Raw genomic sequence first — 22,222 nt, 5'->3', positions numbered from 1 at the left:
CGCCCTCCCGCGCGAGCCCAGGGGCCCGAGCCGTGCGCTGACCGGTCCCTCCGTGCTGGGCTCAGCGGCCGCGCATCTGGCGGGACGCGCCGCGCGGCGGGCGGAGATTCTTGGGGATGGCGCCCTTGGGCATCTGGGGGCGGGAGGTGAGCGCCTTGAGGCGCTTGTCCAGGGAGTTGACGTCCTTGCCGCTGAGGTTGCGGGGCAGCCGCATCAGCGTCATCCGTAGCTTGCGGATCGGCAGCTCGCCCTCGTCCTGCCCGATGACGTAGTCGTAGAGCGGGGCGTTGCCGATCACCTTGGCCAGCCGACGCTTCTCCTGGCCCAGCAGGCCCCGGACCCGCTGCGGGTTGCCCTCCGCCAGCAGGATCACGCCGGGCCGCCCGATGACCAGGTGCACCATGTCCATCTGGGTGGTCGAGCTGACCGCCGGGGAGACCCGCCAGTCACCGCGCATGTTTTCCATGATCTGCGCGGCGGCGCCCGGTTGCCCCTCGGCCGCGTTCATCATCGCCCGGTTCGACCGAAGGTTGAGCACGATCAGCAGGCAGAGCAGGGCGAACAGGATGCCCAGCGGCAACCAGAGCCAGCCCCAGAGCGCGACCGCGACCACGGTCAGCGCAAGCGGGATCAGCACCGCACCGGTGGCCAAGGGGGCGAACCACTTGTCCTGCTTGGCGGTGAACCGGAACACCAACCCGATCTGCTTCAGCCGCTGGCCGAACGAGACCTTCTCCTGGGGCTTTGCCATGTCGTCGAGTCTAGTGGTCGCCCGCCGCACCGTTGATCCGCGGCCGGCTGAGTACCTTACGACGCCGCTACGCCGCCAGCGACCCGGCGTAAGGAGGGCGAGTGGGCACAGATCAGGCGCGGTGCCCATGCCCCGGCGGCACCTTCGCGAGCAGAGTCAGAGTCACCAGTTGACGACGATCGCAGGGAGCGCGCCATGTTCGGTCACGACGCCAACCTCATGCTCACCCTCTACCGTACGCACGCCGCGGAGCTGCGGGCCGAGGCCGCCCAGGACCGGCTGGCCCGGTCGCTACCGCACCGCTCGGCCCGCGGCTGGCTGCACCGCCGGCACCATCGGACGCGTACCGACGAGGCACGCCACTGAGCGTCGACCCGGGAGCAGCCGGCCGGGAGGACGGCGGCCGGCGGGCGGGCGACGGCGGGCGTGGCATGCTCGGTGCCGTGAGCGTCCGCCCCACCAGCACCATCCTCGTCGGCCGTCAGCGGGAGATGGCGCGACTACGTGCGGCGGCTGGCCGCGCCCGCGCCGGGGAGCCGGTCACCGTTCTGGTCGGTGGCGAGGCCGGGGTCGGCAAGACCCGCCTGCTGGAGGAGTTCGGCCGCTCCCTCGGCGACGACGCCCGCCTGCTGGTCGGGCAGTGCCTCGAACTCGGCGAGGCCGGACTGCCGTTCGCTCCGTTCGCCGCGGTGCTGCGGACGGTGCTGCGCCGCGACGGCCCCGGTGTCCTCGACGGGTACGACGCCGAGTTCGCCCGCCTGCTGCCGGAGCTGGCCCGGCCGGCCGGTGCCGCCGCGCCCGCCGCCGGACCGCCCTCGGACGCCCCCCGGGGTTACCTCTTCGAACTGGTCGCCCAACTGTTCGGCCGGCTCGCCGCCGCCCAGCCGCTGATCCTGGTGATCGAGGATCTGCACTGGGCGGACCGGTCCACCCGCGACCTGATCGCTTTTCTGGTGCGAGCGGCCCGCACCGGCCGGCTGCTGCTGGTCTGCACCTACCGGACCGACGAACTGCACCGGGGTCATCCGCTGCGGCCCTTCCTGGCCGAGTTGGACCGGGCCCGGGGCGTCGAGCGGATCGAGCTGTCCCGGCTGGAGCGGGACGGCACCGGGGCGGTCCTCGCCGGGCTGCTCGGTGCCGAGCCGGCCGCGCGGGCGGTCGACGACATCCACGACCGTACGCAGGGCAACCCCCTGTTCATCGAGGAGCTTGCCGCCGCTGGCAGCCCGATCGGCTGCGCCGCGCTGCCGGAGACGCTGCGTGATCTGCTGCTGGCCCGGGTGGACCGGCTACCCGAGCCAGCCCAACGGGTGCTGCGCATCGCCGCCGCCGGCGGCAACCGCCTGGCCCACCAACTGCTCGCCGAGGTCGCTGGCCTGCCCGAGGCGGAGCTGGACGACGCCCTGCGGGCCGCCGTCGCCGCTCAACTGCTGGTGGCCGACCCGGACGGCGACTACGAATTCCGCCACGCGCTGGTCCGTGAGGCGGTCCACGACGAGTTGCTACCCGGCGAACACGCCCGGCTGCACGCCCGATTCGCCGCCGCCATCGAGGCACACCCGCACCTGGTCGCCGCCGGCCGGGCGCCGGCCGAGATCGCCCACCACTGGTACGCCGCCCACGACCACCCCCGAGCCCTGGTGACCGCCCGGGTGGCCGCCTGCGCCGCCGCCGACCGGTACGCGTACGCCGAGCAGACCCGGCTGCTGGAACGGGTGCTGGAACTCTGGGAACTGGTGCCCGACGCCGCCGACCGGCTCGGCATGGACCACCTCGCGCTGCTTGAGGAGACGCTCGGCGCGGCGACCACCGCCGGTGACTACCAGCGGGCGTTGACCCTGACCCGGGCTGCGCTGGCCGAGGTGGACACCGGTGAGCAGCCGCTGCGCGCGGCGCGGCTGCTGGATCGGCGTGGCCGGATGCTGGCCATGCTCGGCAAGAGCGACGGCGCGACCGAGCTGCGGGAGGCGTACCGACTGGTGTCAGGGGTGTCGGACGGGCCCGACCGCTTGCGGCTGCTCGCCGACCTCGCCGATCACCTGGCCCGCATCGACCATGCCGACGCGGCCCGGATCGCCGCCGAGGTGGTGACCGCGGCACAGGCGGCCGACACCGACGCGGCCCTGCTGCTGGTGCAGCTGGCGGTGCTGAAACGACGGGAGGGCGCGGCCGATCTCGGGCTGGCCGAGCTGCGCCGTTGCGAGGCGCTGGCGCGTGCCGCCGGGGAGACGCCGGCACTGGTCAGCGCGCTGGTACACATCTCCGACGTGCTGTTCGAGCTGGGCCGGTACGACGAGTCGGCGCAGGCCGCCGCGGACGGGGTGAGCGAGGCACGTCGGGTCGGCATCAGCCGCTCCACCGGGGCGTACCTGCTCTCGAACCGGGCGGAGGCGCTGCTGGCGCTGGGCCGTTGGACGGAAGCCGACCAGGTCTGCGCCGAGGCGGCCCGGCTCGACCCGCCGGGCGTCTCCGGCCTGCACTGGCTGCAACTGCGGGCCGCGTTGCGACTGGCGCAGGGGCATCCCCGCGCCGACGAAACCGTCGCCCGGGCGCTGAGCTTCCTCACCAAGCCGTACCTGCATCCGCACAACCGGCTTCCGCTGTACCTGCTGCGGCTGGAGACGGCGCTGGCGGCCGACGACCGGGTCGAAGCGCTGCGGGCGGCGCAGGCGTGCCTGACCGACCCGGCGATCGTCGACTATCCCCGGTACAGCTGGCCGGTGCTGGCCGCGGCGGCCCGGGCCGCCCGACACGTCGGCGATGAGGCGGTGGCGGGCGAGGTCGCCGCGCTGGCCGGCGGCGTCGCGGCCCGGTTTCCCGCCGAGCGGGCGTACGCCGCCGAGGTGGTCGCCTGCGGAGCGTCAGGTGCCGAGACGCTCGTCGCCTGGCGGACCGCGGTCGCGGCCTGGCGGACCGCCGGTCAGCCCGGGGAACTGGCGCGGGTGCTGCTGGGCTACGCCGAGGCGGCGGCGGGTGCGGGAAAGCGCGACGAGGTCGGCGCGGCGGTGAGTGAGGCGGCGGGGCTCGCCGACGGGCTCGGCGCGGTCCGGCTCGCCGAACGCGCGGCCACCCTGGCTCGCCGGGTGGGGCTGCGTGGTGCCGGCAATGGTCGACCGGGCGCGGATCTGCTCACCGAGCGGGAGCGTGAGGTGTTGCGCCTGGTCGCCGCGGGTCACAGCAACAGCCGTATCGCCGAGCAGTTGTTCATCTCGCCCAAGACGGCGAGCGTGCACGTCTCCCGGATCATCGCGAAACTCGACGTGACCAACCGCGTCGAGGCCGCCGCCCTCGCCCACCGCCTCAACCTGCTCACCGACCCCTGACGCGGCGGGCCCGGGGCGGGTGGGTCAGCGGGTGGCCAGGGTTGCCGGTTCGCGGGCCGCGAGGGCCTGCTGGTAGAGGCGGCCGGCGCGGTAGGAGGAACGGACCAGGGGGCCGCTCATCACGCCCGCGAAGCCGATCTCCTCGGCCTCCTCCCGCAGCTCGACGAACTCCTCCGGCTTGACCCACCGTTCCACCGGGTGGTGCCGGGGGGAAGGGCGCAGGTACTGGGTGATGGTGATCAGCTCACAGCCGGCGGCGTGCAGGTCGCGCAGGGCCTGGGAGATCTCGGAGCGCTCCTCGCCCATGCCCAGGATCAAGTTGCTCTTGGTGACCAGGCCGTCGGCGCGGGCCTGCGAGATGACGTCCAGGGACCGCTCGTAGCGGAAGGCCGGCCGGATCCGCTTGAAGATCCGGGGAACCGTCTCCACGTTGTGCGCGAGCACCTCCGGTTTGGCACCGAAGACCTCGGCAAGCTGCTCGGGTACCGCGTTGAAATCGGGGATCAGCAGCTCGACACCGCAGCCGGGCTGCAAGGCGTGGATCTGCCGCACGGTCTCGGCGTACAGCCAGGCGCCGCCGTCGGGCAGGTCGTCACGGGCGACGCCGGTGATGGTGGCGTACCGCAGCCCCATCGACACCACCGACTCGGCGACGCGACGCGGCTCGTCGGCGTCGAACTCGGCCGGCTTGCCGGTGTCGATCTGGCAGAAGTCGCAGCGGCGGGTGCACTGGTCACCGCCGATGAGGAAGGTGGCCTCGCGGTCCTCCCAACATTCGTAGATGTTGGGACAGCCGGCCTCCTGGCACACCGTGTGCAGCCCTTCGCGGGCGACCAGCCCACGCAACTGGGTGTACTCGGGGCCCATCTTGGCCTTGACCTTGATCCACGGCGGTTTGCGCTCGATCGGCGTCTCGGCGTTGCGTGCCTCGATCCGCAGCAGTCGCCGCCCCTCAGGGGCGGGCGTCGCGGTACTCGCGGCCTGGCCGGTCGTCGGCGCGGAGTGCTCGATCGTCACAAAACGAGCCTACGCCGGACGGCGGCGGTCGATGAACGGCGGGCGACGGCCGTCACCCCGGAAATCCTGTGACGCCGGACACCGGGCTGCAAAAAAACACGTAACAGGACGACCCGACGGGGTGTTAGCGTGCGCGGCGAGTAGCGACGACGGAGCCGAGTAGCGCACCGATCCGCCAGTTGAAGAGAGCCGCCGGTGGCTGCGAGGCGGTCTGGCACCGGGGCCGCGAAGACCCTCCCGAGCTGCGGGAAGAACAGCGTTTGGTGCCTGGACGGTCCTGAGCAGGGCGGCTCCGGCATCCGCGCCCAGTAGAGCCCGCCCGGCTGGCCCCCGGTGAAAAGGCGACGAACGAGGCTCCCGTCCCCGACGGGAGCGAAGGTGTGGTGGCACCGCGAGGTTCCCGCTCGCCCACACCTCCCGGGGCTGAGGCGACGCCTCGCCACCCGAGGTGGCCAGGGCGTTGCGATCGACCGAGGAGAGCCACTGTGCAACGCATCCTGTCCGACCAGCTCGCGCCGTACACCGGGCGTACCGTCCGGATCGCCGGCTGGGTCCACCGCCGCCGCCTGCTCAAGTCGGTGGCCTTCCTGATCGTCCGCGACGCCGCCGGCCTCGCCCAGGTGGTCGTCACCGACCCGGCAGTGCGCGCCGACGTGGCGGCGCTGCCCGAGGAGACCGTCGTCGAGGTGGTGGCCACCGTGGTCACCAACGCGGCGGCGCCCGGCGGGTTGGAGCTGACCGACCCGACGATACGGCCGCTCGGCCCGCCCGCCGTGCCGCCCCCGTTCGACCTCTACCGACCCGAGCTCGCCGCCACCCTGCCGACGCAGCTCGACCACGCCCCGGTCGCCCTGCGCCACCCGACCCGATCGGCCGCGTTGCGGATCTCGGCGGCGGTGGTGGCCGGTTTCCGGGCCACGCTGGACGCCCGCCGCTTCGTGGAGATCCACACGCCGAAGGTGGTCGCCTCGTCCACCGAGAGCGGGGCGAACGTGTTCGCCCTGGACTGGTTCGGCCGGCCCGCGTACCTGGCCCAGTCGCCACAGTTCTACAAGCAGCTCATGGTCGGGGTCTTCGAACGGGTCTACGAGGTCGGGCCGGTTTTCCGCGCCGAGCCGCACGACACCGTGCGACACCTGGCGCAGTACACCTCGCTCGACGTGGAGCTGGGCTTCGTCACCGACCACCGCGACGTGATGACGGTACTGCGGGACACCCTCGCCGGGATGCTCGACGCGGTCGGTGACCGGGCCGCGGGTGCGCTGGACACCCTCGGCGTCACACCCCCACCGGTGCCGGCGCAGATCCCGGCGGTGCACTTCACGGAGGCGCTGCGGATCGCCAACGCCCCCGCCGACGAACCGGACCTGGCACCGGCGCACGAACGGACGCTGGGAGAGTGGGCCCGGCGCGAGCACGGGTCGGAGTTCCTCTTCGTCACCGGGTACCCGATGGCCAAGCGGCCGTTCTACACCCATCCGGACCCGGCGCGGCCGGGCTACTCCAACGGCTTCGACCTGCTGTTCCGGGGCCTCGAACTGGTCACCGGTGGCCAGCGGCTGCACCGGCACGCCGACTATCTGGCCGCGCTCGCCGACCGGGGTGAGCCGGTGGAACCGTACGCCGGCTACGTCGACGCGTTCCGCCACGGCATGCCCCCGCACGGCGGCTTCGCCATCGGCCTGGAACGCCTGGTCGCCCGCCTCACCCACGCCCCCAACATCCGCCAGGTAACCCCCTTCCCCCGCGACCTCCACCGCCTAACCCCCTAACCCCCCCGGTGGGGTTGATCAAGAAGTTTGCGTCGGGGATCCGCACCGGAACCGACGCAAACTTCTTGATCACCGCGGGACTGGGTGGAGCTGGAGCTGGAGCTGGAGCTGGAGCTGGAGCTGGGGTGGGGGAGGGGTTAGGGGGTGGGGAGGAGGGTGGGGAGGTGGCGTTCGACTGCGGGGAGGACGTCGGCGACGGTGACGGGGCGGCCGAGCTCGGCGGTCAGCGAGGTGACGCCGGCGTCGCGGATGCCACAGGGCACGATCCGGTCGAAGTACGCCAGGTCGCAGTCGCAGTTGATGGCGAAGCCGTGCAGGGTCACGCCTCGGGCTACCCGGATGCCGATCGCCGCGACCTTGCGCTCCGGACCTTTGTCGTCGGCGGGCACCCACACCCCGCTGCGCCCGTCGACCCGGCCCGCGGCCAGCCCGAACTCGGCGCACACGTCGATCAGCAACTGCTCGACCCGGCGTACGTACGCGACCACGTCGACCGGGTCGGGTAGGCGCACGATCGGGTAGCCCACCAACTGGCCCGGGCCGTGCCAGGTGATCTTGCCGCCGCGGTCCACGTCGATCACCGGGGTGCCGTCGACCGGGCGGTCCCACGGCTCGGTGCGCTTGCCGGCCGTGTAGACGCTCGGGTGCTCCAGCAGCAGCACGGTATCGCCCTGCCCGCCGGTGACCACCGCCTCGTGCAGGCGCCGCTGTTCGTCCCAGGCGGCGGAGTAGTCGAGGACACCGGCGCGTACGGCCGTCAGGCCGGAGGTCGTCACGGTCACGCGTCCAGCCTAGACCCGTACCCGCTGGTCACCAGTGGTGAGCCGGCTCACCGCCCGACCGGCTGGCTCACCGCCCGACCGGCTGGCTCGCAGCCGGACCGGCTGGCTCACGGCCGGACCTGCCACACCCAGACGTCCTCGACCCGCTCCGGCTCACCGAAGAGCAGGACCAGGGTGCGGCGGATGGCCTCCTCGTCGACCGGCCACTTGGCGCCGTGGACCTGGTCGGCGAGCACCACGGTCTCGATTCGCCAGTGCTCCAGGTCGGCCCGGACCTCCTCTCGGGTGCCCTCGGTGACGATCGGCGGCAGACCGCTGCGGGCGGCCTGGTCCAGCAGCGCGCCGAACGGGCGCGGCACCGGACCGATGCGTCCCCGGTCGTCCGGACCGCCGGGGCCGAGGAAGAAACCGGACGGGATGGCGAATTCTCCCTGTCGGTTCGCCAGCGCGTACGCCTGCCAACGCTGGCCGTCGGGGTAGACGTCGAGGGTGAGCGGTGCGGGAGTCAGCACCCCTCCCGGGGAGACGTGGTCCCGCCAGGCGCCGGAGGTGATGAAGCGGGGAATGGGCTCACGTTCGCTGGTCAGCAGCGGAGTGGGGAGCAGCGGCACCAGGGCCACCGCGAAGCCGACCGTCCAGGCCACAGTCGCGGGGCGGGAGGGCGGACGTCGACGCAACTGGTCCACCGCGTACGCCAGCAGCAGGCCGATCACCGGCGTCACCACCAGCGCGAACCGGGCGGGCAGCGCGGCGTTCACCACCGGCAGGTGCCCGAGCAGGTCGAAGGGCATCGGCAGGTCGGTTCGCCGGCCGTCGACCTTGGCCACCGGCCCGAACGAGAGCGCGGTGAACACCACCGCGACGATCCCGAGGGCCCACAGGGTGGCCCGTCGACGGGCGTCACCGCCCCGCCACAACAGCACGAAACAGCCGACGGCGAGCACCAGCAGCGGCAGCCCGAAGAAGGAGTTCTCCTCGGTGGGGTTCGGCGCCAGCGAGGTGCCGAACCCGGCCTCGCCGCCCAGGGAGCGGCGCGGATAGGCGGCGTACGCGGCGATGTCCTCGGAATGGATCACCGCGTCGAAGCCGGTGCCGTGGAATCGCTGCGGCCCGGCGAAGTGCAGCCACAGTGGGTAGGCCAGCAACACCCCGGCGACCACCGCGGTCACCGCCAGCCCGCGCAGGAACGAGGGCAGTACGGCGCGGGCCTCGGTCCGGTTGGCCGGGTGCAGCGCCCAGACGGCGACGAAGAGTCCGAGCGCCAGCGCGGTGAAGAAGAGTCCCTCGGCGGCGATCGAGAAGGCGACCGCGACGAGTACGCCGAGGACGGCGCCGTCACGCAGCCAGTGGCCTGGCCGGCGCAGCGCGAACAGCCGCCATGCCAGCAGTGGCACCAGCCAGCCGGCGGTCCAGTTCAGGTGGGCGTTGGCGTGCGAGACCATCCCGGGGGAGAAGCCGATGAACAGTCCACCGACGGCCGCGGCGAGCGGGCTGCGGACCAGGTGCCGGGAGAGCAACCAGTACCAGGCGACGGCGGTGGCGGCCAGATTGAGGGTGAGGATCACCAGGAAGGTGGCCGACGGGCCGATCAGGTACGTCAGCGGGGCGAAGACCGCCGCGTACACCGTGATCGAGGTGTTGACCGCGAGGTTCACCCCGTCCGGGACGTTGATGAGATAGGTGAAGAGGGGGTTGTCCCCGTGGGTCAGCGCGTGCCCGCCGAAGGCCAGCAACCATTCGAACAGCGCCTGGTCGCTGGAGTTGACGGTGATCGCCCGCCCGTTCGGGTCGATCCACAGCCCGCTGGTCACCCAGACGGCGAGCGCCAACGCGACAAGCACCACGATCAGATCGACGCGGCGGTCGCGGGCGACCCGCGACGGCGACGGTGAGGCGGGCGCGGGAGCCACGGACGGGGAGGTGGGCACCTAGCGGACGTTACCAACCGCACCGGGACACGCCGGTCAGACCCGGCAGGTAGGCGGCGGCCCGCGCTGCCACACCCGGACATCGACGAATATGTGCACGGCCGCCATGTCATCGGTGTGACACAAGTGCGTAACGTCGCGGCAATCATTGGTGACCCAGCTCACACCCTTTGGAGGCTCTCGTGCGCCGCACCCGTACCCGGCTCGCCGGTGCGCTGGCCGGGCTGGCCCTGGCCGCCACCGCGCTGGTGGCCGTCGCCGCGCCCGCCCAGGCCGCAACCCTGACCCAGGTCACCGGCTTCGGCTCCAACCCCGGCAACCTCGCCATGTACGCGTACCGGCCGGACAACCTGCCCTCCGGCGCCCCGGCCGTGGTGCTGCTGCACGGCTGCGCCCAGAACGCCAGCGGCTACTTCGCCAACTCGGGCTGGCAGAAGCACGCCGACCAGTGGCGGTTCGCGCTGATCGTCCCCGAGCAGCGTTCGGCGAACAACTCCAGCTCCTGCTTCAACTGGTTCGAGACCGGTGACACGTCCCGGGGGCAGGGCGAGGCGCTCTCCATCAAGCAGATGGTCGACCACGCCAAGTCGACGTACGGCACGGCCGCCAACCGGGTCTACGTCAGCGGGCTGTCGGCCGGTGGGGCGATGAGCGCCACCATGCTGGCGACCTACCCGGACGTCTTCGCCGGCGGCTCGATCATCGCCGGGCTGCCGCACCGCTGCGCCACCAGCATGATCAACGCCTTCTCCTGCATGAGCCCGGGTGTGGACAAGAGCCCCGCGCAGTGGGGTGATCTCGTCCGCAACGCCTACCCCGGCTACTCCGGTGCCCGCCCGAAGGTGGCCATCTGGCACGGGACCAGTGACTACACGGTGGCGACGGCTAACGCCACCGAGTCCCGCGACCAGTGGACCAACGTGCTCGGTGTCTCGCAGACGCCCACCAGCACCCGGCAACTGCCGGCCGGCACCAGCGTCGAGGTCTACGGCAACGACGTGGTCCGCGTACACCGGGTCTCCGGCATGGGGCACGGCACCCCCGTCGACCCGGGCTCGGGCGCGGACCAGTGCGGTACCGCCGCCGCGTACTTCCTGGACACCATCTGTTCGACGTACCACGACGCGGTCTTCTTCGGCCTGAACGGCGGCGTCACCCCGACCCCGACGGCGACTCCGACCACGTCGCCGAGCCCGACCGCGTCACCCACCCCGACCGCGAGCCCGACCCCCACCGGTGCCCCGACCTGCGTCACCGCCAGCAACTACGCCCACGTCTCCGCCGGCCGGGCGTACCACTCCGGCGGCTACGCCTACGCCAACGGCTCCAACCAGCGGATGGGCCTCTACAACACCTTCTACACCACCACCCTGCGCCAAACCGCACCCAACCACTGGCTCATCGGCTGCTAACCACCCCCGCGACGCCTGCGTTGATCATGAGGTTGGCGGCAGTTTCAGATCAACCCTGCCGCCAACCTCATGATCAACAGGCTGGAGGGGAGGGGTCAGTCGTGGAGGGCGGCGTGGAGGGCGGTGCGGAGGTCGGGGTGGCGGAAGGTGAACTGGGCGCGGTTGAGGACGCCGGGGAGGACGCGGGTGCTGGTCAGCGCCTCCTGGGCGAAGCCGCCCAGGGCGACCTTCAGGGCCAGCGCCGGGATCGGGATGACCGCGGGACGGTTCAGTTGGCGGGCCAGCTCGCGGGTGAACTCGGCGTTGGTGACCGGGGCCGGGCCGACCACGTTGACCGGCCCGGCGAGGTCCGCCCGGGCCAGCAGAAACGTGGTGGCGTTGAGCCAGTCGGTCATCGAGATCCACGGAATCCACTGCCGGCCGCTGCCGAGCCGGCCGGCGATACCCAGCTTGAACGGCAGCAGCTGCGGCTTGAGCAGCCCACCGTCGCGGTGCAGCGGTAGCCCGGTGCGCAGCCGCACCACCCGTACCCCGGCGTCCTCGGCCGGCCGGGTGGCCGCCTCCCACACCCGGGACACGTCGGCGAGGAAACCCTCGCCGGCCGGCGCGTCCTCCTCGACCACGCGGTCGCCGGTGTTGCCGTACCAGCCGATCGCCGAGGAGTTCAGCAGCACCTCCGGCCGATCGGCCGCCGGCAGCCCGGCGATCGTGGTGGCCAGGGTGGTGGTGGTGTCCACCCGGCTGGACCGGATGAGCTGCCGGTACCTGTCGTTCCAGCGCCGGTCGCCGACACCGGCGCCGGCCAGGTTGATCACCGCGTCGGCCTCGGCGACCACCGCCGGGTCCAACTGCGCCGCCGACGGCGACCATCGTCGCTCGTCGGCGGCGCGCGGCGGTCGTCGTACCAGCCGGGTCACCTGGTGCCCGTCGGCGACGAGCAGATCGACCAGCCGGGTGCCGAGGAAGCCGGACGCGCCGGCCATGAGGATCCGCATGCCCTCCATCTTCGGGTACGCGCGGCGACCCGGCCCGGTCGAGTCGGTCACGCCCGCGTGGCGGCCCCGTCCCGACGTAGCTCCGACAGGTGCCGCTCGACCTCGTCGTAGGCGTCGGCGGGCAGCGGCCCGAGGGTGAGCACCCGGGCGTTCTCCTCGACCTGCGCCACCGTGCGGAAGCCGGGGATCGGCACCGTACGCGGGCTGCGGGTCAGCAGCCAGCCGAGCGCGCCCTGGGCGAGGGTGCGGCCGTCGGCGGTGAGTGCCGCACGTACCCGAGCCACCCGCTGCGCCCACTGCGGCGCCGGCCTGCCGTCGGTGAACCAGGGCAACCACTCCGGTGCCCGCCCCCGCACGTCGTCGTCGCCAAGCGACCGGGTCGCGGCGGTCAGCAGCCCCATCGCCAGCGGCCCCCGGTTGATGCTGGCCAGGTCGTACTTCTCGCAGACCGCCAGCATGTCGGCGTTGTCCCGCAGCACGGACTGGTCGTGCTGGATCGCCGTGCAGTGCGGGGCGGCCGGTGCGAAGGCGGTGGCCGAGTCGGGGTGGTCGGTGCTCCACCCGTACGCCCGGATCTTGCCCTGGGTGACCAGGCCCTCGAGCGTGTCGACCAGGTCGAGCGCGAGCGCCGGCGCCAGGTCGTTCAGGTGCAGTTGCAACAGGTCGACGTGATCGGTGCCGAGCCGGCGCAGCGACGCCTCCAGACTCGCCACCGCGTACTCGGGACGGTGATCCTCGCCGGTGGCCCGGCGGGTCGCCTCGTCGGAGGTGAAGCCGAACTTGGTGGCGATCACCACCCGGTCCCGGCGCCCGGCCAGCGCCCGCCCGAGCACCCGCTCACTGTGCCCGGCCCCGTAGTTGCTTGCCGTGTCGAAGAAGGTCACGCCGTGCTCAAGCGCCGCGTGCACGGCCCGTACCGACTCCTCGTCGTCCACCTCGCCCCAGCCCAACGGCTGCCGGTCGTCACCCCACAGCGGCCCGCCGATCGCCCAGCACCCCATGCCGATGGCGCTGACCTCGATCCCGCTTCGACCCAGTTTCCGTGTCGTCGTCATGCCGCCAAGCGTCGCGCTTGGAGCACACTCGAAGTCAAGCGCGCTCACGCGACCTCGTGGGTGGGGGTGGCGGTGGCGCGTACGGAGGTGAGGATGGCGTCGATGCGATCCACGTCGGCGGGGACGAACAGCGACTCCGGGCCGTGCGGGGCGATCTCGGTGAACGGCGACTCGTAGAGCCGGCCGATCTCCATGGCGCCGTTCTGGGTCAGGTGCCCGATGATCATGTGGATGAAGTGGATCTGGTTCCTGGTCAGCGTCCGCCCGTCGAGGAACTCGTTGAACGCCTCCGTGGCGGCCTCACGGTCCAGGCCGACAAGTGACCGGATGAACAGCCCCAGCCCGTCGGCCGATCGCCGGGCACGCTCGATGTCGTCGGCGGCACCGACCCCGCTGTCGGCGAGCATCCGTTCCAACTCGACGAGGTCGGTGGGTGAGAGCTGCCGGTTGCGGCGCAGCTTCTGCAACGCCACGTGGTCCTCGTGCTGGCGCAGGTAGGCACGCGCCTTGATCCGGAACCGCTCGTAGTCGGTGCCGACCCGCGCCTGCGGAATGGTGATCTCGGTCAGCTCACCGAGCTGGTCGACGAAGTCGGTGTAAACGATGGTGCGCTTGCCCCGCTCGATCAGACGCACCAGAGACCGGACCCGGCGTCGCACCAACTCCAGCATCGGCAGGGTCACATCCTGCCACCACTCGTCGCTGACGACCTCGTCCAGCAGCTCTCGCTGCTCGCGGATCGCCGGAATGCTGGTCTGCTCCAGCAGCGCCGAGGCGATCTCCTGCACCTGCTTGCGTAGCCGCTCGTAGGCCGGCTCCACGTCGAGCTGGCCGAGCTGGAGGCGCAACATCATCAGGTCGAAGCGCTTGGCGGTCTCGTCGTCGTCCTTGACCGAGGTGGGCAACCCGGCCAGGTCGCGCCCGATCTCCTCGACCGCCTCCGGGGTGAGCCGGTGCCAGTTGGCGGCGTCGGCGTAGAACTGCACCGTCCGTCGCTTGGGCCGGACGACGAAATTGTCCAGGTGCATGCCGGTGACCCGCTCGTGCAGGTGGTGGGCGATGTCCCAGCGTAGGCCGGCTTCGCTGCGGGTGCCGTCCACGGCGGGCTCGCCGCCCTGCGGTAGGCGCTGGTCGAGCCGGTAGAGCAGTTCGACTCGTGCTTTGAACAGGCGGGCGGTGAGGGATTCGCCGAGCGAACCCTCGCTGGCCGGTAGATCCTGACTGAAGTACGCGAAGTTCGCGCAGCAGTCGAAGACGAAGAAGTTCTCCTTGTTCTGGCCGGGGCCGAACAGGTCCGGGCACAACCGGGTGCCCCGGCCGATCATCTGCCAGAACTTGGACTTGGACCGGACGATCTTGAAGAAGACCAGGTTGACGACCTCCGGCACATCGATGCCGGTGTCGAGCATGTCCACCGAGATGGCGATGTGCGGGGCCTTGTCCTTGACCGAGAAGTCGTCGATCAGGCTCTGGGCGTGGTCCACCCGGTGCGTGATCACCTGCGCGAAGTGGCCCTTCAGATGCGGGTAGTTGGCGTCGAACCGCTCGCGGATGAAGTTCGCGTGGTCGTTGTTCTTGGCGAAAATGATCGTCTTGCCGAGGCGGTCACCACCGGCGACCGTGTGCCCGTGCGTCATCAGGGTCGCCAGCACCTTGTCGACCGTGTCGGTGTTGAACAGCCACTTGTTGACCGCATCCGGGTCGACGCCGTCCGGCGGGCCGTCCTCACCCCAGTCGAGGGCGTCCCAGCGGTCCTTCTCTTCCTCGCTGAGGTCGTCGTAGCGGATGCCGTCCCACTGGAACTTCAGCGGCACCGCCACCGCCCGGGGCGGCACCAGGTAGCCCTCCTCGACCGCCTCGTCCAGGTCGTAGTGGTCGGTGGGCACGCCGTCTTCCAGGTTGAACAGGCTGTAGGTGTTGCGGTCGATCTCGTTGCGGGGGGTGGCGGTCAAGCCCAGCAGCAGCGAGTCGAACCAGGCGAAGATCGCCCGGTATTTCTGGTAGACCGAGCGGTGCGCCTCGTCGATGATGACCAGATCGAAGTGCCCGGGGCCGAAGCGCCGCACGCCACTCACGGTCTCGTTTATCAGGCCCATCATGGTCGGGTACGTGGAGACGTACACCCGGCCGTCGGTGGTCTTCTCGGTGACCAGATTGACCGTGGCCACCTCCGGCAGGTGCGCCTTGAAGGCGTTGACCGCCTGGTTGACGAGCGCGTTGCGGTCGGCGAGGAAGAGCACCCGCTTGACCCAGTTGGCCCGCATCAGCTGCTCCACCAGGGCGATGACCGTGCGTGTCTTGCCCGCACCTGTCGCCATCACCAGCAGCGCCTGACGCTGCCGGTGCAGCTCGAACGCCTCACCAACCGCCCGGATCGCCCGCTTCTGGTAGTGCCGCTCGACGATCCGCCCGTTGATGGCCAACTCGCCCAGCGGCCGGCGGCTCTCCCGCCGCTGCACAAGCAGTTGCAGCTCCGCCTTCGTGTAGAAGCCCTGCACCGGCCGGGGCGGGTAGGCGAGGTCGTCCCACAGCCAGTGCTCGTAGCCGTTCGTGTAAAAGATGACAGGCCGCTGCCCGTACGCCTGCTCCAGGCAGTCGGCGTAGAGCTTGGCCTGGTGCTGGCCGGCGGTGGCGTGCCGGCGGGCGCGCTTGGCCTCGACCACGGCGAGCGGCTTGCCGTCGTCACCCCACAGCACGTAGTCGACCGCGCCAGCGCCGCTGCCGCCGGGCATGCCGGTGACCGGGAACTCCCGATCGCGCCGCTGGTCGAGCGGCCAGCCGGTCTCCTTGAGGAGTACGTCGACGAACAGGTCCCGGGTCTGCGCCTCGTTGTAGTCGTGCTCGTCCGGCCGGGCCTCGTTCGCGGCCTTGGCGGCGGCGATCTGGGCGCGCAGCTTCGCCAGCTCGGCGTCCAGACTGGCGTTCTTCTCCCGCTCGGCGGCGAGCGCGGCGTCCTGCGCGGCGAGCTTTTCGGCAAGCGCCTTGATCTCGGCCTGGCTGGTCTGCTGCGGTTGACCGTGCGTCGGCCGGGGAAGCAGCGTCTCATCGAAGGCGAGGGTGCTCGGCGGCACCTGCGACTGGTCGCGGGTGTAGTGGCGGGCCACCCAGTACATGACGTGGAACAGTTCCCGCAGGACAGGAATGGAGTCGGTCGACTTGACCGGCGCCATCCTATGCACCGCCCAGTTCCCCTGCTTGCGGATGATGTCCATCTTGGTGCTCAGGGAGGGGCCGACCAGATGCTGCAATGTCGGCTCGTGGATCCTCCCGTTGAGGTCCTTCTTGTACGGCTGGTTGAGTGTGCTGTCGACCTCGAACAGCCAGGTGAGGGTGTGCTCCAGCGTCCGCCGGGCATAAAAGCAGGCGGTACGCGGGTCGAGCACCGCATTCCGTTCGGCCTTGGCGGCTTCCCGAAACAGATCGGGCCACTCGGTACGCAGAAAATGAAAGTTGCTCATTGCGCCAACCCCCACGATCGACAGCAGCCCCCGATGCTCTCACATCGGCAACCCCAATCGAGCCCTCCTGACAGCCACTGCCATTCACCGATCGGGCGGCGTCGCTCCACCGGCGGGGCTGCGGAAGAGGATTCACGTTGGGTAGTGTCTGCACCGCTACCGAAAGTGAAGGAAGTCGGCATCCCGCGCAGTGGACCGGAAGGACGGCATGGCCAGCATCGAGCAAGTCAAGGCCGAACTTGCCCAGGCAGCCGAGCAGTGCAACACGACGACGAACCAGATCCGGGCCGCCATCGAGGGCACCGAGCAGGTGCTCTCCCGACTCCGTGCCGTCGCCGCCGGCACCGGGCATCCGGCGATCGCGGAGGCGATCAGCCGGGCCGAGCAGAGCAAGCAGCGGCTGATCGAGGCGGCGACCGTCCTCCAGGGCAGCACCCAGGCGGCCCGGCAGTACATCAGCGTCCTCGGCTGACCTGTGAGCATCGGCGAGGTCAAGGCGGCTCTCGGTGAAGCCAACTACCTGCTCGACCAGGGTAGGGCCACGATCGAGGGAGTCGGCACGGCCCTGGACGAGGTTGCCGGGCTCGTGCTCGCCACCCTGCACGACAGCCAGCGGTCCGAGGCGGAACACGCGCGCAAGGCCATAGCCGACGCGATCCGTGAGGTGAAGCTGACTCTGCGAGCCATCGCGGCGGCGCAGGAGAGCGGCAACGCGTACCGGAAAGCGCTGGGATGAGCGGCCTGCTCGCCCAGGTCATCGCCCAACTCAAGTCCGCCATGGACCAACTGGACGCGCTTGCGGTCCGCGCCTCCCGGGCCGCCACCGATGTCGCCGAGGCCCACACCCGATACACGACGGTCGGCACGGGCTCCGACCATCCGGCGCTGCGCGCGGCGGTGACCCACACCCGCACCGGCGTCGACAAGGCCCACCGACTCGCCCGGCTCAGCAGCGAAGCGTCCCGACACCTCGGGACTTACCTGAACGTCATCGCCCCGGGCTCGGTGCCGCAGCAAGCCATCGCATCCGGACCGCCATCCGGCGAAGACCTGCTGTCTGACAGTGATCAGCGGGACCTGAGCCGCGCGAAGCTGAGAGCGTTCCTCAATCGACCCACTCGAAGGGCCGACGACGTACAGGACCATGTGACCACGACCGCCGATACGATCGAGCACTCGATCAGCGTGTTCCGTGACCGCAGCGGACCCAGCGGGACACACTCAACGGGCACCGCCGCCCCGACGGTCCCACCTGCCTCACCACGGCCAAAGATCGATGCTGCGGAAGCCGCAGGAAACCTGGCGGTGCTCGGCCTCCTGGCCGGTATAGCAGCACAACGAACCGTAACGGCGATCAGCAGACGGATAGCGAGGTTCAGAAGACGTGGACGTTAAACCACTGAGCGACCTTATCCGGGCTTTTGCCAGGGCTGACTGGGATGCCGCCGACGCCGTGGTGGCAGACATCAGGCAGCACGGCCTTTCCGACAGCCTACGGGTGATCGAGGCCGCGTTCGCCATCGCTGTTCACCGGCACCTAGGGGCCAACGCCACCCCGAATGATGTGGCCGCTTTCGTGTCCTCGGCTCGTGCCCAGTACGAGCAGGGCGACACTCTGTCCGCCCTTGAGACGGAGGGTGTCATCCGGGCGGCCCTCGGAGAACCGGCACTGATCGACAACATCCCTGCGGAGACCATCCTGGGAGCCGAGATATTCGTCCTCGGACAGATCCTGCTCGAATCGAACCTGACCCCGGCCGAACTGGACGAGTTCGTGGCCGAAGCCGAGGAACTCGCCGCCGAACACCTGTCGTAAGCATCGCCGGATGGTTTCAGCAGGGATCATGAAGATGGCCGGTAGTCGGTGGCGGGTCGGCAGCCGCCAAGGTGGTGGCCGACGTCATTTGATGCCGTGGAGGATGCAGGCGGCCAGGTCCCGCAGCCGGTCGAGGCTCGCGACGTAGTAGCTCTCGGGTTCTGGCCGGGGGAAGCTGGGGTGCGCGGTATGCCCGGCAACCCAGCTCGGGATCGAGCGACAGCCCTCCACCAGCCACTGGTCGGGCGCCTCGCGGCGGTCGTACCGCTCACAGACGACGCGCATCGCCGCCGCCAGGCGGGCGAAGGCCGCGCGATCCCATTCCAGGTCGATGCGTAGCTGCAGCAGGAAGGAGCCGTCATCGGCCCCGAACTGACTCCGCAACACGGCGAGCGCTTCTTCGACCGGCTGCTCGTGTCCTCCGCTCACGGGCGCAGCTTAGCCAGCCGAAGCTGCTCGCACCGATGACCGTCTGGCAATCTTGGCCGGATGGATCTGACGGAAGAGTTCGAGTGGCGCGGACGTACGGTCCGATGGGGTCGGACGGGTTCCGGGCCCGCCGTCATGTTCTGCCACGGGACGCCGTGGTCGTCGCAGTTGTGGGGCCCCTACGCCGAGGCCCTGAGCGACCAGTTCACGGTCTACCTGTGGGACATGCCCGGTTACGGGCTCTCCTCGAAGCTGCCAGAGCACCGGGTGTCGCTGGACGTCCAGGGTGAGTTGCTGGCCGATCTCCTCTCGTACTGGGAGTTGCCGTCCCCACATGTCGTGGCGCACGACTACGGCGGCGCCGTCGCGTTGCGGGCTCGTCTCCTGCACGGCTGTTCGTTCGCGTCGCTGGCGCTGGTCGACGTGGTGGCGCTGGCTCCCTGGGGGTCGGATTTCTTCCGGCTGGTACGGGAGAACGCCGACGTTTTCAGCGCCATGCCGCCCGCCGTCCACGAAGGAGCACTCCGGGCCTACATCGCCGGAGCCAGCCACCGGGGTCTCACACCCGACCAGATGCAGGCACTCGTGTCTCCGTGGCTCAATGCGACCGGGCAGGCCGCTTTCTACCGGCAGATCGCCCAGGCGGACCAGCGCTACACCGACGAGATCCAGGACCTTTACCCCCGTCTGGACCTGCCGGTCCTGGTGGCGTGGGGCACGGACGACACCTGGATTCCGGTCGACCGTGCCCACCGACTGACCGACCTCATCCCGGGCGCCCAGCTCAAGCTGATCGAGGATGCAGGTCACCTGATCCAGCTCGACCAGCCCGTACAACTGGCCATGACGCTGCACCGTTGGCTCACCGCGCAGGCCCTGCTGGGCCGGTGATTCGTGATCGCTGGCCAGCGGCTGCATCCGGGGGTCCCGCCCTCCGGCAGGGTCGGTGCTGATCGTCAATCGTCGGCTGGGGACTGCCAGCAGCTCCAGCGGGCGTGGACGTTACGTACTGACCAAGGTCAGGCCGATGGTGGTGGCGAGGCGGGTGAGGTCGGCGGGGGTGGGGCCGGCGCGGAGGACGGCAGCCAGCGCGGCGCGGGCGGCGGGTCGGATGCGGGTTTCGGCGGGGGCGATTTGGTCGGCGGTGACGAGGGCGCGGCCGGCGGCGTGGTGGTCGCCGGTGGCAAGGTACGCGCGGCTCATGTCGATGAGGTGGGCGGCGCGGTGTTCGGCGGGGAGCCGGTGCCAGCCGTCGGTGCGGGTGGCGGTCAGGTGGTTGGCGACGGCGAGCGCGTGGTCGCCGAGGATGGTGGCGGTCAGGGCGCGAGCGAGGTCCACCGCGGTCGGCCCGAACCCGTCGCTGTCCTGGCACCGCTGGGCGCGGCGGGTGGCCTGGTCGGCGAGGCTTCCGGCGGTGCTGGCGTCGCCGTGACTGGCGGCGGCGAGCGCAGCTTCGACCATCAGAGTTCCGGCGAGAACGGCGTGTTCCGGTGGAGCGTCGGACGGGAGTACGGGGTCGAGGTTGCGCAGTGCCGTGCTGCTGACGGCCAATGCCAGCCGGCCCCGGCGCTGGGCGCGTAGGGCCTGGGCGAGCGGGAGCACGGCGGTGGCGGTGCGTCGCGGGTCGCCGTGGGCGGCGGTCATGGCGCGGTCGGCGGCGAGCCACGCCAGGTCGGGCTCGCCGAGCTTGACCAGCAGGTGGGCGGTGAGCCGGTACGCCCCGACCAGCACGTCAACGGCGGGGGCGTGGCGGGCGGCGGTGAGCAGGTCGGGCAGCGTCCGCAGCACCTGCGGATGCTGGGCGTGCCGGTAGGCGGTGTACGCGTAGGCGATCTGCCGGTCCATGTCCGCGACGCAGCCAGCGGGAGTGTCGTAGCGGACCAGGGCTTCGCGTACCCGCTCCACGGCGGCGGCGACCTCGGTGACGGTCGCCTGCCGGGTGCGACGGCCGACCAGGAGATCGGGGGCGACCCCGAGGACCCCGGAGATCGCGTGGATCACGGACAGTCGATCGAGGTTGCGTACCCCGCGTTCGACCTTGTCGACCCAGCTCTTCGACTTGCCGATCCGGTCGGCGAAGACCTGCTGGCTCATTCCCCGGCGCACCCGTAGCTGCGCGACCCGCCGCCCGATCGGCACCTCACGCCGCTCCTGCCGGCCGGGGGCGGTCACCGCCGGACCCCCGGAGGTAGGGCGTGGGTCGAGGCACCGCAGCGCGGACACCACCGCGCCTTCACCCGGAACGCGAACAGCCCAGCCAGAAACCCCAGCAGTACGGCACCGAGCAGCATCATGACTGACCTCCTTCGCTCTGTCTGGGAGGGGCCGCCCCGGTTGCTCGCCCAAGGGCGGCCCCGATAGCGCGACCGGCAGGTTGGGGACCTCCACCGACCCGCGCCATCTACAGAAACCTTTGTGGCAGTGATGGGACGCCTACACAGCGTTGCCCTAGAATTGATAGACGTCAGAAACGTCTATCGAGGAGCCTGGGTGAATCACGGACTTATCCAAGCCATGGCCGAGGCCGGTGAAACAGCTGAAAGTCTCGCTGCTCAAGTCGGTGTAGATCCGAAGACCGCCGCGCGCTGGATGAGCCCTGGACGAGTACCGCACCCCCGCCACCGATCGAGGGTCGCCAGCATCCTCGATCAGGACGTAGGGGACCTTTGGCCGGACGTTCTTAAGCGACGTCAGCCAGTGTGGTTCCGGCCATGGGTTGAGATCGAACGCGAAGCCGTCGCGCTACGGGCGTACCAGCTCGCGTGGGTGCCGGGCCTCCTTCAGACGGAGTCGTACGCCCGTGCCACCGTGGAAGGCGAAGGGCTCTCGCCGGACGAACTGGAAGAGATGGTGGCAGCGCGGATCGCGCGCCACGCGATTCTCCGTAGGCACGGCGGTCCGCTGTACGTCGCCGTCATCGATGAAGGAGTGCTCCGGCGAAACGCGTACGGCAACCGGGCTCTGATGGCAGAGCAGCTGGCGTACTTGGTCGAGTGTGCCCAGCTCTCCTCGGTGCAGATTCATGTCGTCCCCTCGGAGGTCGGCATGTATCCAGGACTGGGTGGACCGTTCACCGTCGCGGAAATGCGCGACGGGACGCGCGCCGCATACGTGGACAGCCAGGCCGCAGCGCAGATCATCGATCAACCGGCCGACCTTGCTACGCTTGATCGACGGTGGGAACGCATCCGGGGCGAGGCCCTGCCCCGCAAGGGTTCCCTCAACTTGCTTAGGGAAGCGGCAGCATCATGGACCTGACCGGTGCACGGTGGCGCAAGAGCACGAAGAGTGGCAACAACCAGGGCGACTGCGTAGAGGTAGCCGACAACCTTCCCGGCGTCGTCGGCGTCCGTGACTCGAAGGATCCGGCCGGCCCGACGCTGGTTTTCACGCCGCTGGCTTGGGGGGCGTTCGTCGAACGCGTCGCCGAGCACGGCTGACCAACCCACAGGCGCACGTTGAAGCGCTCGCCCTCCGCCGGGGC

General features: G+C 70.7%; 21 protein-coding genes. 11 read left to right on the top strand and 10 right to left on the bottom strand.

The window, feature by feature from the left end:
* Window positions 1-61: 61 nt before the first annotated feature.
* Complete coding sequence (locus ACN26Z_RS23720) at window positions 62-751, bottom strand: DUF4191 domain-containing protein (RefSeq protein ID WP_093401255.1); 690 nt, start codon at window positions 749-751, stop codon at window positions 62-64.
* A 195-nt stretch (window positions 752-946) separates the two neighbouring features.
* Between ACN26Z_RS23720 and ACN26Z_RS23715 the strand changes: the two genes are divergently transcribed.
* Window positions 947-1,117, top strand: coding sequence for a hypothetical protein (locus tag ACN26Z_RS23715; RefSeq protein ID WP_170863258.1), 171 nt, complete (start codon window positions 947-949; stop codon window positions 1,115-1,117).
* A gap of 77 nt (window positions 1,118-1,194) precedes the next feature.
* A complete protein-coding gene (locus ACN26Z_RS23710; RefSeq protein WP_421463475.1) occupies window positions 1,195-4,074 on the top strand; it encodes a helix-turn-helix transcriptional regulator in 2,880 nt (959 codons plus the stop codon).
* Window positions 4,075-4,098: 24 nt separating this feature from the next.
* Here the strand turns inward: ACN26Z_RS23710 and lipA are convergent, their stop codons facing one another.
* Window positions 4,099-5,091 (bottom strand): lipoyl synthase, encoded by a 993-nt coding sequence (lipA, locus tag ACN26Z_RS23705; protein ID WP_093401253.1) that lies wholly within the window; start codon window positions 5,089-5,091, stop codon window positions 4,099-4,101.
* 485 nt (window positions 5,092-5,576) lie between these two features.
* Between lipA and aspS the strand changes: the two genes are divergently transcribed.
* Complete coding sequence (aspS, locus tag ACN26Z_RS23700) at window positions 5,577-6,863, top strand: aspartate--tRNA(Asn) ligase (RefSeq protein WP_421463474.1); 1,287 nt, start codon at window positions 5,577-5,579, stop codon at window positions 6,861-6,863.
* A gap of 137 nt (window positions 6,864-7,000) precedes the next feature.
* On the opposite strand, the gene lipB is transcribed toward aspS, so the two are convergent.
* Window positions 7,001-7,645, bottom strand: coding sequence for a lipoyl(octanoyl) transferase LipB (gene lipB / locus ACN26Z_RS23695; RefSeq protein ID WP_421463473.1), 645 nt, complete (start codon window positions 7,643-7,645; stop codon window positions 7,001-7,003).
* 107 nt (window positions 7,646-7,752) lie between these two features.
* Window positions 7,753-9,573, bottom strand: coding sequence for a DUF2079 domain-containing protein (locus tag ACN26Z_RS23690; protein ID WP_421463472.1), 1,821 nt, complete (start codon window positions 9,571-9,573; stop codon window positions 7,753-7,755).
* Between the two features lie 182 nt (window positions 9,574-9,755).
* Here ACN26Z_RS23690 and ACN26Z_RS23685 point away from each other — a divergent pair, with 182 nt between their 5' ends.
* Window positions 9,756-10,985, top strand: coding sequence for a PHB depolymerase family esterase (locus ACN26Z_RS23685; RefSeq protein WP_421463471.1), 1,230 nt, complete (start codon window positions 9,756-9,758; stop codon window positions 10,983-10,985).
* A 95-nt stretch (window positions 10,986-11,080) separates the two neighbouring features.
* Here the strand turns inward: ACN26Z_RS23685 and ACN26Z_RS23680 are convergent, their stop codons facing one another.
* Genes ACN26Z_RS23680 through ACN26Z_RS23670 form a run of 3 tightly spaced genes read right to left on the bottom strand, consistent with a single transcriptional unit; the run spans window position 11,081 to window position 16,493 of the window.
* The gene (locus ACN26Z_RS23680; protein WP_093401575.1) at window positions 11,081-11,980 is read right to left on the bottom strand and encodes a TIGR01777 family oxidoreductase; all 900 of its coding nucleotides are present in this window, start codon (window positions 11,978-11,980) and stop codon (window positions 11,081-11,083) included.
* Window positions 11,981-12,027: 47 nt separating this feature from the next.
* Complete coding sequence (locus ACN26Z_RS23675) at window positions 12,028-13,035, bottom strand: aldo/keto reductase (protein WP_421463470.1); 1,008 nt, start codon at window positions 13,033-13,035, stop codon at window positions 12,028-12,030.
* 44 nt (window positions 13,036-13,079) lie between these two features.
* Window positions 13,080-16,493, bottom strand: coding sequence for a DEAD/DEAH box helicase family protein (locus ACN26Z_RS23670; protein WP_421463469.1), 3,414 nt, complete (start codon window positions 16,491-16,493; stop codon window positions 13,080-13,082).
* Window positions 16,494-16,701: 208 nt separating this feature from the next.
* Here ACN26Z_RS23670 and ACN26Z_RS23665 point away from each other — a divergent pair, with 208 nt between their 5' ends.
* From ACN26Z_RS23665 to ACN26Z_RS23650, 4 genes are read left to right on the top strand one after another with little or no spacing between them, the layout of a single operon-like run.
* Window positions 16,702-16,965, top strand: coding sequence for a hypothetical protein (locus ACN26Z_RS23665; protein WP_421463468.1), 264 nt, complete (start codon window positions 16,702-16,704; stop codon window positions 16,963-16,965).
* Window positions 16,966-16,968: 3 nt separating this feature from the next.
* Window positions 16,969-17,229 carry a hypothetical protein gene (locus tag ACN26Z_RS23660; protein WP_421463467.1) on the top strand — a complete coding sequence of 87 codons (261 nt, stop codon included), beginning with the start codon at window positions 16,969-16,971 and terminating at the stop codon, window positions 17,227-17,229.
* Window positions 17,226-17,888 carry a hypothetical protein gene (locus tag ACN26Z_RS23655; RefSeq protein ID WP_421463466.1) on the top strand — a complete coding sequence of 221 codons (663 nt, stop codon included), beginning with the start codon at window positions 17,226-17,228 and terminating at the stop codon, window positions 17,886-17,888. Before ACN26Z_RS23660 ends, ACN26Z_RS23655 begins: the two co-directional genes overlap by 4 nt.
* Window positions 17,878-18,309: a hypothetical protein gene (locus ACN26Z_RS23650; RefSeq protein ID WP_421463465.1), complete on the top strand. Its 432-nt coding sequence runs from the start codon at window positions 17,878-17,880 to the stop codon at window positions 18,307-18,309. The genes ACN26Z_RS23655 and ACN26Z_RS23650 overlap by 11 nt, the downstream gene beginning before the upstream one ends.
* An 84-nt stretch (window positions 18,310-18,393) precedes the next feature.
* On the opposite strand, the gene ACN26Z_RS23645 is transcribed toward ACN26Z_RS23650, so the two are convergent.
* On the bottom strand, window positions 18,394-18,738 hold the full coding sequence (locus ACN26Z_RS23645) for a hypothetical protein (RefSeq protein ID WP_421463464.1): 345 nt from the start codon (window positions 18,736-18,738) through the stop codon (window positions 18,394-18,396).
* A gap of 60 nt (window positions 18,739-18,798) precedes the next feature.
* Here ACN26Z_RS23645 and ACN26Z_RS23640 point away from each other — a divergent pair, with 60 nt between their 5' ends.
* Window positions 18,799-19,629: an alpha/beta fold hydrolase gene (locus tag ACN26Z_RS23640; protein WP_421463463.1), complete on the top strand. Its 831-nt coding sequence runs from the start codon at window positions 18,799-18,801 to the stop codon at window positions 19,627-19,629.
* Between the two features lie 111 nt (window positions 19,630-19,740).
* Here the strand turns inward: ACN26Z_RS23640 and ACN26Z_RS23635 are convergent, their stop codons facing one another.
* The gene (locus ACN26Z_RS23635; protein WP_421463462.1) at window positions 19,741-20,910 is read right to left on the bottom strand and encodes a helix-turn-helix domain-containing protein; all 1,170 of its coding nucleotides are present in this window, start codon (window positions 20,908-20,910) and stop codon (window positions 19,741-19,743) included.
* Window positions 20,907-21,032, bottom strand: coding sequence for a hypothetical protein (locus tag ACN26Z_RS23630; protein ID WP_421463461.1), 126 nt, complete (start codon window positions 21,030-21,032; stop codon window positions 20,907-20,909). The genes ACN26Z_RS23635 and ACN26Z_RS23630 overlap by 4 nt, the downstream gene beginning before the upstream one ends.
* Before the next feature lie 196 nt (window positions 21,033-21,228).
* Between ACN26Z_RS23630 and ACN26Z_RS23625 the strand changes: the two genes are divergently transcribed.
* Together ACN26Z_RS23625 and ACN26Z_RS23620 are read left to right on the top strand one after the other, a co-directional pair.
* Window positions 21,229-21,996 carry a DUF5753 domain-containing protein gene (locus tag ACN26Z_RS23625; protein ID WP_421463460.1) on the top strand — a complete coding sequence of 256 codons (768 nt, stop codon included), beginning with the start codon at window positions 21,229-21,231 and terminating at the stop codon, window positions 21,994-21,996.
* Window positions 21,987-22,178, top strand: coding sequence for a DUF397 domain-containing protein (locus ACN26Z_RS23620; protein ID WP_421463459.1), 192 nt, complete (start codon window positions 21,987-21,989; stop codon window positions 22,176-22,178). Before ACN26Z_RS23625 ends, ACN26Z_RS23620 begins: the two co-directional genes overlap by 10 nt.
* Window positions 22,179-22,222 lie beyond the last annotated feature (44 nt).

This window comes from Verrucosispora sp. WMMD703 (assembly GCF_049178935.1).
GTDB lineage: Bacteria > Actinomycetota > Actinomycetes > Mycobacteriales > Micromonosporaceae > Micromonospora > Micromonospora sediminimaris.
The sequence above is the reverse complement of the archived record's forward strand: the minus strand, read 5'-3'. Positions and strand labels throughout refer to the sequence as shown.